This is a genomic window from Pseudomonas sp. G5001, assembly GCF_013385475.1.
Lineage (GTDB): Bacteria > Pseudomonadota > Gammaproteobacteria > Pseudomonadales > Pseudomonadaceae > Aquipseudomonas.
On record NZ_JACAPZ010000035.1, the window covers coordinates 187,037 to 197,587 of the forward strand.

Genomic DNA, 10,551 nt, shown 5'->3' on the forward strand with positions numbered 1-10,551 from the left:
TCCCTGCACACCTCAAATGTGGGAGCGGGCAAGCCCGCTCCCACATTGTTTTGTGGCGTGATTCAAGTTGGGTTTACATCCCCAGCCAATGCGGCAAGGCCAGCGATATGAACGGCAGGTAAGTCACCATGATCAGGAACACCAGCAGGATCATCAGCCACGGCAACGCCGCGCGGATGGTCTGCCCCAGCGTCAGCCCTGTCACTGCCGAGGTCACAAACAGGTTCAACCCCACCGGCGGATGCACCAGGCCAATCTCCATGTTGACCACCATCACAATTCCCAGGTGAATCGGGTCGATCCCCAGCTTCATCGCAATCGGGAAAAAGATCGGCGCCAGGATCAGCACGATCGCCGACGGCTCCATAAAGCTGCCCGCCACCAGCAACACCACGTTGACCATGATCAGGAAACCAATCGGCGTCAGGCCCTCGGAGATCACCCACGCGGTGATTTCCTGGGGAATCTGCTCCGTGGTCAGCACGTGAGCGAAGAGCATGGCGTTGGCGATGATAAACATCAGCATGATCGCCAAGCGCCCGGACTCCAGCAGCACCTTGGGGCAATCCCTGATCTTCATGTCCTTGTAGATGAACAGCGCGACAAACGCCGAGTACACCGCCGCCACCGCCGCCGCTTCGGTCGGGGTGAACATGCCGCTGTAGATCCCGCCCAGGATGATCACCAGCAGCAACAGGCCCCAGAATGCCCGGCGGGCGCAGGTCAGCCACTCGCGAAAGGTCGCCCGTGGCTGGGCCGGCAGTTTCTTGATGCGCGCGACGATGTAGATCGCGACCATCAACATCAAGCCCAGCAGCAGGCCCGGAATCACCCCGGCCATGAACAGCTTGCCCACCGAGGTTTCCGTGGCGGCCGAGTACACCACCATCACGATCGACGGCGGAATCAGGATGCCCAGGGTACCGGCGTTGCAGATGATCCCGGCGCCGAATTCCTTCGGGTAGCCCGAGCGCACCATACCCGCCACGGCAATCGAACCCACCGCCGCCACTGTCGCGGGCGAGGAGCCCGACAGTGCGGCAAACAGCATGCATGCCAGCACCGCCGCAATCGCCAGCCCGCCGCGGATATGCCCAACGCAGGCGTTGGCAAAGTCGATCAGCCGCTGCGCCACGCCACCGGTGGTCATGAACGCACCCGACAACAAGAAGAACGGAATCGCCAGGAAGGTATAGGCGTCCGAGGTTTCAAACAGCTTGATCGCCAGGGAACTCACCGAGTCCGGGCTGAACATCAGGATCGACACCGCGCCCGACAACCCCAGGGAAATCGCGATGGGCACACCGAGGAACATGAACACGAACAGCAGCAAAAACAGACACAGAACGGCCATCAGTGACGCTCCTCATGGCTGCCGGCCAACTTGCTGGCTTCACCGGCTTCGTCGGCCAGGCCCAGCCCGGTTTGGCGGTGGGTGAAGATGCGGTAGAAAATTTCCAGGTAGCGGATGAACACCAGGGCAAAGCCGATGGGCACGATCACCACGATGTCGTCGACGTCGATGCCGAACTTGTCGAGGTCTTCGGCGCCGATGTGCGCGGTGGTGACCGCACTCAACCACTTGTAGCTGGCAACCATGAACAGCCCGGCGTAGGCCAGGCAGCACAGGCAGGCGAGCATGCCCAGCAGGCGCTGCACCCGGCGCGGCGTCAGCTTGACCAGCGCGTCCACCCCCAGGTGGCCGGCGGTGCGTACGCCGTAGGAGATGCCAAAGAAAATCAACCAACCGAACATGGCCTTGGTCAGCGCCACGCTCCAGGTCATGTCCTGGGCCCAGCCCATGGTGTGGTCACCCAGGGCGTTGAAGAAACCGCTGCTCCACGCCCACTTGTCGGCGAGGGCAAAGAACAGGGTGTAGATGTTGTTGAGCATGACGTAGACAAAAGTCACCAGGGTCATGGCGGCCAGCAGGATGGCGATAAAGCCTTCCTCCAGGTGCTCCCAGACGCGCCTTAGCGTTTGCATGGCAAAACCTCGCGAAGCGGAGATAGGTGTGTGCAAGGCTTGGAGGCGGGAACCGGATCAACATGTGGGAGCGGGCTTGCTCGCGAATGCAGTCTTTCAGTTGATGCATTCGGTGACTGATACACCGCATTCGCGAGCAAGCCCGCTCCCACATTTGATCTCGGTGCTCTCCAAATTACTGGTTCGACGCGTCGGCCGCCTTGATCAGGTCAGCGCCGATTTCACCTTCGAACTTCTGCCACACCGGGCGCATGGCTTCGCGCCAGAGCTGGCGTTGCTCCGGTGTCAGTTCGATGATTTCGCTGGTCTTGGCGTCGATGATCTTCTGCTTGGCCGACTGGTTCAGCGCCTCGGCCTGCTTGTTCACCTCGACGGTGACTTCAACCATGACCTGGTCCAGGGTGGTGCGCACATCCGGCGGCAGGCCGTTCCAGAACTTGGCGTTGGTGATCACCATGTAGTCGATCAGGCCATGGTTGGATTCGGTGAAGTACTTCTGCACTTCGTTGACCTTCTGGCTTTCATAGTTCGACCAGGTGTTCTCGGTGCCGTTGACGGTGCCGGTCTGCAAGCCCTGGTACACCTCGGCAAAACTCATCTTGCGCGGGTTGGCGCGGATCGCCTTGAACTGCTCCTCCAGGACGCTGGAGGCCTGCACGCGGAACTTCAGGCCACGGGCATCCTTGGGCTCACGCAATGCCTTGTTCGCCGACAGTTGCTTGAGGCCGTTGTGCCAATAGGCCAGGCCGAGGATGTTCTTGTCTTGCATCGAGGTCAGCAACGCCTTGCCCTGGGCCGCCTGGAAACGGTCGACCGCCGCCAGGTCGTTGAACAGGAACGGCAGGTCGTAGATCTGTACTTGCTTGGTGTACTGCTCAAACTTGGCCAGGGACGGCGCCAGCATCTGCACGTCGCCCAGCAGCAGCGCTTCCATTTCCTTGCCGTCGCCGAACAGCGAGGAGTTGGGGTACACCTCGACTTTCACCCGGCCGGGCAGGCGTTCTTCAGCGAGCTTCTTGAACAGCAAGGCGCCCTGGCCTTTGGGGGTGTTTTCCGCGACGACGTGGGCGAACTTGATCACGATGGGGTCGGCCGCCTGGGCCAGGCCCGCGGCAAACAAGGTGGCGGCGCAGAACAGCGCCCGAGAAAGCTTGAGCATGGAAAATCACCTTCTTATTGTTGTGTTATAGGGCAAGGTGCCTGATGTCACGCGTATAGAGAATTTCGAATTTTAGATACCTGCGTTCGGCGTGGACGAACGCCGATTTTGCAAACGACAGAGATCCAATGTGGGAGCGGGCTTGCTCGCGAAAGCGGTGTGCCAGTCACCGGATGCACTGGCTGCCCCACCGCTTTCGCGAGCAAGCCCGCTCCCACATTTCTACGGTTGCGCGGCTAATAATCGTTGGGCCCGCAACAACACCGGTGCATCCACCATCTGCCCGTCCAGCTGATACGCCCCGGCCCCATGGGCACCAGCGTCCACCACCCGTTTGGCCCAGGCCAGATCCTCGGCACTGGGGGCCAACGCCTGGTGAATCACCGCCACCTGCTTGGGATGGATACACAGCGCGCCGGCAAAGCCCATTTCATAGGCATGCCGAATCGAACGGCGCAGGCCTCCGGGGTCGTCGATGGCCGGGTGCACGCCGTCCAGCGGCGCCACCAGCCCGGCGGCGCGGGAATGCACGATCAAGGCAAGGCGAGCCTGGTCCAGGGCAAATTGCGCGGCCGGGGAGCCGCTGCTCAGGTTCAAGTCCAGCGCCAGGTCCAGGCCACCAAACGACAGGCGCTCCACCAGCGGCGCATGGGCGATTTCCGCCACCGCCAGCAAACCCCGCGCACTCTCGATAATCGGCCAGATAGCCTTGCCCGTTGCAGCCACCACGGCCACCTGGGCCGCACTTTCAACCTTGGGCAGCAACACCCCCGCGACCCCGGCGTGGGCCTGACAGAACGCCACATCGGCAAAATGCTCGGGATGCTCCGGCGCGTTGATCCGCACCCACACCCGCGCCGCCGGCGTCGCCTGCAAAAACACCCCGAGGTTGTCCCGGGCCTGACGCTTGAGCGGCTCTTCCACCGCGTCTTCAAAATCCACAATCACCGCATCGGCGCCACTGGCCAGGGCCTTGGCAAAACGTTCCGGTCGGCTGCCCGGTACAAACAGCGCAGAGCGCACAAGAGAGATTGGCATCGTTCGATTCCTTGTCAGATAACGCCGCGGATACGCAGGCCGTCGATGGCTTCAGCGGAGTAACCCAGCTGGTCGAGAATCCCCTGGCTGTGCTGCCCCAGCCCCGGCACCGCATCCATCCGCGGGGTGAACGCGGCATTGCGTGCCGGTGGCAGCAACGACGGTAATTTGCCCGCCGGGCTGTCGACTTCACGCCAACTGTCCCGGGCCTTGAGCTGCGGGTGGTCCCACACGCCTTGCATGTCGTTGACTCGTGCACTGGCGATTTGCGCGTCTTCCAGGCGCTGGATCACGCCCTCGGCGCTCATCTGCGCAAAACGGTCGACGATGATCTGGCGCAGCACGTCGCGGTTTTCCGAACGCTTGAAGTTGGCCGAGAAACGCTCGTCGGTGGCCAATTCCGGGGTAAGCAGCACCTTGTCGCAGAACGCCGCCCATTCCCGCTCATTCTGCAACCCGAGCATCACCGTGCCGCCGTCGCCGGTGGGAAACGGCCCGTAGGGGTAGATCGTCGAATGCGCCGCACCCGCGCGCGGTGGCTGGGGCGCGCCGTCGAACGCGTAATACATCGGGTAGCCCATCCACTCCACCAGGCTTTCCAGCATGCTGACGTCGATGCGACTGCCCTGCCCGGTCTTGCCCCGCAGCAGCAGCGCCGAGAGGATGCCGCTGTAGGCGTACATCCCGGCGGAGATATCGGCGATGGAGCAGCCGGCCTTGGCCATCTGGTCTTCACCCGGGCCACCGGTGACCGAGAGAAAGCCGCCTTCGCTCTGGATCAGCAGGTCGTAGGCCTTTTTCTTTTCATACGGGCCACCCTCGCCATAGCCGGAGATGTCGCAGACGATCAGCCGCGGGAAGCGCTCATGCAGCGCCTCGAATGACAAACCCATGCGCGCGGCCGCGCCCGGTGCGAGGTTCTGCACCAGCACATCGGCATCGGCCAGCAGGGTTTCCAGGATGTCCCCGGCATCGTCGTGCTTGAGGTCCAGGGTCAGGCTTTCCTTGGAACGGTTGGTCCACACGAAATGCGAGGCCAGGCCGCGCACGCGCTCGTCATAGCCCCGGGCAAAGTCGCCGGCGCCGGGACGTTCGATCTTGATCACCCGCGCGCCCAGGTCGGCCAACTGGCGGGTGCAGAACGGTGCGGCAATCGCGTGTTCCAGGCTGACAACGGTGATGCCGTCCAGCGGTCGTTGATTAGCGGTCATGACAGTTCCTTAAAGCCAGTGAGCCAGGGACGCGGCGTTGCGCAGGTCCCAGACTTTTTCGATCAGCCCGGTGGTTTGCGCGGGTGTGCGGGCACCGCTGAATTGGGTCAGGCGCTGGAACTTGTCGGCCAGCTCCGAGCGGTTCAGGGTGTTGCCCGGGTCGCCCTTGGGTTCGTCGATGGCGCCGTGCAGGGTGCGACCATCGGCGGTGGTCACGATCACCCGGCCCAGCCAGCGCTGCGGATAGGCACCGTCGACTTCGGCGTCGAGGGTCATGGAGACCTTGTCGCGAAACGCCGCCACGTCCCCGTCGCTCAGCGCCAGCTCGTGAAACTCGGTCAGCCCGGCCTTGCCATGCACGGCAATCAACCCCAGCACGGTGCCCATGGAAAACTTGGCCTGGTGCACGGTCTGCGGCAGCGTCACCCGGCCCAACACGTCGATGGCGCCCTGGTGAACGCGGGTTTCCACATGGGCGATCTGCTCATGGCCCAGCCCTTCGCGCTGCATCAGATCCAGCAGCGCATCGGCGGCCGGATGGGTGTGGCGGCATGAAGCATGGAACTTGAACGACGTTTCCAGCAGCGCCCAGCGGCTGCCGAGGCGATCGGACAATTTGCCTGGGTCGGCGTCGGTGGACATGCCCGCCGCCATCCCCTGATCGCCTTCCAGAATATTGCGCGCACCGGTCAGCCCGTCCGCTGTCAGATACGCCGCCAGCAAACCATCGGCAGCGGCCTTGGCAGTGTGCAGTTGCTTGGAGTCGGCGGCGTCCCGCAGGAACTCCCACAGCCCGGCCGCCTGAGTGCCGGCACTGCCCAGCAGGTTGATGAATTGCTCTTGGTTGAAGTCGAGCAATTTGCCCACGGCCACCGCCGCCGCGAGGGTGCCGACGGTGGCCGTGGTGTGGAAGATCCGGTAATGGGAACGGCCCATGAACTCACCGATGCGAATCCCGGCTTCGTAGCCGGCCACCGAGGCCAGCAGCAGCTCGCGACCGGACTTGCCGAGGTCTTGCGCCGCCGCCAATGCCGCCGGAAACACCACGGTCGCCGGGTGCAATACCGAGCTGTTGTGCAGGTCATCCTGCTCCACCAGGTGCGACGACGCGCCATTCACCAGCGCGGCGAAATAGGCACTGCTGCTGCCGCCGTTGACGATGATCTGCGCCGGGCCATCAGCCGGGCCCATCCTGCGGGCATAACGTTCGAACAGCGGGATCGGATGCGCGCCCTTGCTGGCCAGCGCCGAGGCGAGCCAGTCGAGGAACAGGTCTTCGGTGCGGGCGAGTACGGCGTCCGGCAATTGTGCGTAATTCAACTCGGCGAGGAACCGGCACAGCGCTTGGGTATGGCTCATGGTCGGGCCCTCAGAAGCTGCGTGGCAGTTCGAGCAGATGCTCGGCCACGTAGGACAGGATCAGGTTGGTGGAGATCGGCGCAACCTGGTACAGGCGGGTCTCGCGGAACTTGCGCTCCACGTCGTATTCGCAGGCAAACCCGAAGCCGCCGTGGGTTTGCAGGCAGGCGTTGGCCGCCTCCCAGGAAGCCTTGGCCGCGAGGTACTTGGCCATGTTCGCGCTGGCCCCGGCATTGGCGCCGCTGTCGTATTCCTCACAGGCACGCCAGCGCATCAAGTCGGCCGCTTCGATCTCGATATGGGCTTCGGCAATCGGGAACTGCACGCCCTGGTTCTGTCCGATGGGCCGACCAAATACCACGCGGTCGCGGGCATAGGCGCTGGCTTTCTCGATAAACCAGCGGCCATCGCCGATGCACTCGGCGGCAATCAGCGTCCGCTCGGCATTCAAGCCGTCGAGGATGTAGCGAAAGCCCTTGCCCTCCTCGCCAATCAGGCTGTCCAGCGGCAACTCCAGGTTGTCGAAGAACAGTTCGTTGGTCTCGTGGTTGACCATGTTGGCGATGGGCTGCACGGTCAGGCCGTTGCCGATGGCTTCCCGCAAGTCCACCAGGAAGATCGACATGCCTTCGGATTTTTTCTTCACCTCGGCCAACGGCGTGGTGCGGGCCAGCAGGATCATCAGGTCGGAATGCTGCACCCGCGAGATCCAGACTTTCTGGCCGTTGATCACGTACTTGTCGCCGCGCTTGACTGCGGTGGTCTTGATTTTGGTGGTGTCGGTGCCGGTGGTGGGCTCGGTCACGGCCATCGACTGCAGGCGCAATTCGCCGCTGGCGAGCTTGGGCAGGTAGAAGCTTTTCTGTGCTTCGCTGCCGTGACGCAGCAAGGTGAACATGTTGTACATCTGGCCGTGGACCGTGCCGGAGTTGCCGCCGCAGCGGTTCACTTCTTCCAGAATCACCGAGGCTTCCGCCAGCCCCAGGCCGGAGCCGCCGTAGGCTTCCGGGATCATTGCCGACAGCCAGCCGGCGTCGGTCAGGGCCTTGACGAAGGCTTCCGGGAAGCCCTTTTCTTCATCGACCTTGCGCCAGTAGGCAGCGTCGAATTCGGCGCAGAGTGCGCGCACGCCTTCGCGGATGGCATTCAGTTCTTCGTTGTCATTCGGGTTCATTAACGGCTCTCCGCCTGTTGTTCTTGGAGGTTTATTCGAAATGCAGTTCGGCGCGCTGGGCCAGGCCGTCGGCGTTGCCCGCCCACAGTTCCGCGACGCCCGGCGCGGTGACGTGCCCGCCCACTTCAAAGGCTTGCGGGGCAATCAACGGACGCACGCCGCGATACGAGAAACGGCGCAACGTGGCCGCGGGGTTGGCGCGGCAAAATGCGCGCAGGCTCAAGGTGGCGATCAGCGGCCCGTGCACCACCAGTCCCGAATAACCTTCGGTGCCGGTGACGTAGGGGTAGTCGTAGTGAATGCGGTGGCCGTTGAAGGTCACGGCGCTGTAGCGGAACAACAGGGTTGGCGTCGGGTCGACCGCTTCACGCCAGGCGCCTTCGGGGAGCGCGTCACCACTGCCCTGCTTGGGCGGCGTGGGTTCGCGGTAGACGATGTCCTGTTCTTCGCGCAGGGCCAGGCGGCCGTCCTGGGAATAGTCGTGGCGCACGGTGACGAACAACAACGAGCCGGTGCGACCGGTTTTTTCTTCCACCTGGGTGATGGTCGAAACGCGGGTGGCGGCCTCACCCGCACGCAATGCATGGAAGAACTCGATGCGCCCGCCGGCCCACATGCGGTTGCGATTATCGGCCGGCGGCAGGAAGCCGCCACGGGCCGGATGACCGTCACCGCCCAGGGCGGACTCGGGCAGCGGGTCCTGAAAAAAGCACCATTGCCACAACGGCGGGACCGGCTCGCCATCTGCCGGTGCCGCTTCGCCAAAGGTGGCGGCGATGCGTTTGAGCAGGTTGTGGCTCAAGTGGTCGTGGGCTGTTTCGCTACGGCCGATCCAGTCTGTGGCGCTCATCAGGTGCATGTCCTCGGGCAGGGAATCTGAACCGGATCATGCTGGGCCTTGGCCGTTCTGAGAATTTGCATTTCAATAAAGCAGCGTTCGGCTATGCTGAACGCCATCGCCCATAAAAAGATCTCAAGAACCCGGATGATCAATGTGGGAGCTGGCTTGCCTGCGACAGCGCCCTGTCAGTCAACACTGCTTTGGTTGGCCCACCGCTATCGCAGGCAAGCCAGCTCCCACATGGGTTCTTCGTCGCTGCCCCGGAGCCTTGCATGCACTTTGATCTGGCTGACTTACGCCTGTTTATCCATATCGCCGAATCCCCCAGCCTGACCCAGGGCGCCAAGCGCGCGTTCCTTTCGCCGGCCGCCGCCAGTGCGCGGATCAAGGCCCTGGAGGGCCAGCTCGACACCCGCCTGTTGTACCGCGACAGCCGTGGCGTGGAGATCACCCCGGCGGGCGAACGGCTGCTGCACCATGCGCGGCTGATCATGCGCCAGGTGGATTACCTGAAAAGCGAGTTCACCCAATACGGCATCGACTCGGCCGGGCATATCCGCATTTTTGCCAACACCACCGCCGTGACCGAGTTTCTCCCGGAGGTGCTGGCCGGCTTCCTGTCCCAGCGCCCCGGCGTGACGGTGGACCTGCAGGAGCGGCTGTCGCGGGATATCGTGCGGGGCGTGCTGGATGGCACCAGCGACATGGGCATCATCGCCGGGCCTGTGGAAGCGTCGGGTTTGCAGGTGCTGCACTTCAGCACCGACCACCTGGTGCTGACGGTACCGGTGGGGCATCCACTGGCGGGCCTGCCTTCGGTGACGCTGGAGCAAACCCTGGCTTATCAACATATCGGCTTGCATGACGGCAGCACGTTGCTGAGTTTCCTGCGTGAGCATGTGGAGCGGCTGGGCAAGCACTTGTCGTTGCGCATTCAAATGTCGAGCTTCGAGGCGATCTGCCGGATGGTTGAGGCGGGCGTGGGGATCGGCATCATTCCCGAGTCGGCGGCGGTGCGGCACAGCCGGACCATGCAACTGGTGACGGTGAAGCTGGATGAAGTTTGGGCAGTGCGCGAGCGCAGTATTCTGGTGCGGGAACTGGAGGCGTTGCCGGGGACGATTCGGGCGTTGATCGCGACCTTGATGCCCGAGATGGAACCGCCCCGGCTGCCGGGCGCCTAAGCTAACGTTGCCCTTTTGCGAAGGAGATCTGGTCATGCAGCTTGAAGGTTCCTGCCATTGCGGCGCGGTTTCGTTCAGTCTTGAGAGTGCGCATCCCTACCCTTATCAGCGGTGTTATTGCTCGATTTGTCGCAAGACCCAGGGGGGTGGCGGGTATGCGATCAACCTTGGGGGGGATGCCAGGAGCCTCAAGGTGCGGGGGCGCAAGTTGATTTCGATTTATCACGCGCGGATGAAAGAGCCGGGGGATAGCCGGGCGCATGCGAGTACGGCTGAGCGGCATTTTTGTTCGCAGTGTGGGTCGGGGTTGTGGTTGTTCAGTCCGCAGTGGCCGGAGTTGATTCATCCGTTTGCTTCGGCGATTGATACGCCGTTGCCGGTGCCGCCGGAGCATACGCATTTGATGCTGGGGTCGAAGGCGCCGTGGGTTGAGGTGAGTGTTCGCGCGGGGGACCTGGAGTTTGAGGAGTATCCAGAGGAGTCGATTGCCGAGTGGCATGAGCGGTTGGGGCTGGGTTGATTGATTAAGTGAGTGAGTGAGTGAGTGAGTGAATATCCGTTATTTGGGTGATGGCTGATATCGGTTCCGCTCTTACAGC

At 63.0% G+C, this 10,551-nt stretch carries 10 protein-coding genes; 2 read left to right on the forward strand and 8 right to left on the reverse strand.

What is annotated here, in order from left to right; translation table 11 throughout:
* Positions 1-73 precede the first annotated feature (73 nt).
* The 8 genes from dctM to HX805_RS26010 form a co-directional block, all read right to left on the reverse strand.
* Positions 74-1,354 (reverse strand): C4-dicarboxylate TRAP transporter large permease protein DctM, encoded by a 1,281-nt coding sequence (gene dctM, locus HX805_RS25975; protein WP_003215062.1) that lies wholly within the window; start codon positions 1,352-1,354, stop codon positions 74-76.
* Positions 1,354-1,986 carry a TRAP transporter small permease gene (locus tag HX805_RS25980; RefSeq protein ID WP_003215060.1) on the reverse strand — a complete coding sequence of 211 codons (633 nt, stop codon included), beginning with the start codon at positions 1,984-1,986 and terminating at the stop codon, positions 1,354-1,356. Before HX805_RS25980 ends, dctM begins: the two co-directional genes overlap by 1 nt.
* Positions 1,987-2,161: 175 nt before the next feature.
* Positions 2,162-3,145: a C4-dicarboxylate TRAP substrate-binding protein DctP gene (gene dctP, locus HX805_RS25985; protein WP_003215057.1), complete on the reverse strand. Its 984-nt coding sequence runs from the start codon at positions 3,143-3,145 to the stop codon at positions 2,162-2,164.
* 222 nt (positions 3,146-3,367) lie between these two features.
* Entirely contained in the window at positions 3,368-4,183 is an 816-nt protein-coding gene (locus HX805_RS25990; protein WP_177117428.1) for a CoA ester lyase, read from the reverse strand.
* Positions 4,184-4,197: 14 nt separating this feature from the next.
* Positions 4,198-5,394, reverse strand: a complete 1,197-nt coding sequence (locus HX805_RS25995; protein WP_087694990.1) for a CaiB/BaiF CoA-transferase family protein — start codon at positions 5,392-5,394, stop codon at positions 4,198-4,200.
* 9 nt (positions 5,395-5,403) lie between these two features.
* Positions 5,404-6,753 carry an MmgE/PrpD family protein gene (locus tag HX805_RS26000; RefSeq protein ID WP_008436239.1) on the reverse strand — a complete coding sequence of 450 codons (1,350 nt, stop codon included), beginning with the start codon at positions 6,751-6,753 and terminating at the stop codon, positions 5,404-5,406.
* A 10-nt stretch (positions 6,754-6,763) separates the two neighbouring features.
* Positions 6,764-7,927, reverse strand: a complete 1,164-nt coding sequence (locus HX805_RS26005; protein ID WP_087694986.1) for an acyl-CoA dehydrogenase family protein — start codon at positions 7,925-7,927, stop codon at positions 6,764-6,766.
* 31 nt (positions 7,928-7,958) lie between these two features.
* The gene (locus HX805_RS26010) at positions 7,959-8,777 is read right to left on the reverse strand and encodes a MaoC family dehydratase N-terminal domain-containing protein (protein ID WP_177009472.1); all 819 of its coding nucleotides are present in this window, start codon (positions 8,775-8,777) and stop codon (positions 7,959-7,961) included.
* Between the two features lie 263 nt (positions 8,778-9,040).
* Between HX805_RS26010 and HX805_RS26015 the strand changes: the two genes are divergently transcribed.
* Both HX805_RS26015 and HX805_RS26020 read left to right on the forward strand, forming a co-directional pair.
* Positions 9,041-9,952: a LysR family transcriptional regulator gene (locus HX805_RS26015; protein ID WP_008436234.1), complete on the forward strand. Its 912-nt coding sequence runs from the start codon at positions 9,041-9,043 to the stop codon at positions 9,950-9,952.
* 34 nt (positions 9,953-9,986) lie between these two features.
* Positions 9,987-10,472: a GFA family protein gene (locus tag HX805_RS26020; protein WP_087694984.1), complete on the forward strand. Its 486-nt coding sequence runs from the start codon at positions 9,987-9,989 to the stop codon at positions 10,470-10,472.
* The last annotated feature ends 79 nt before the right edge of the window (positions 10,473-10,551 follow it).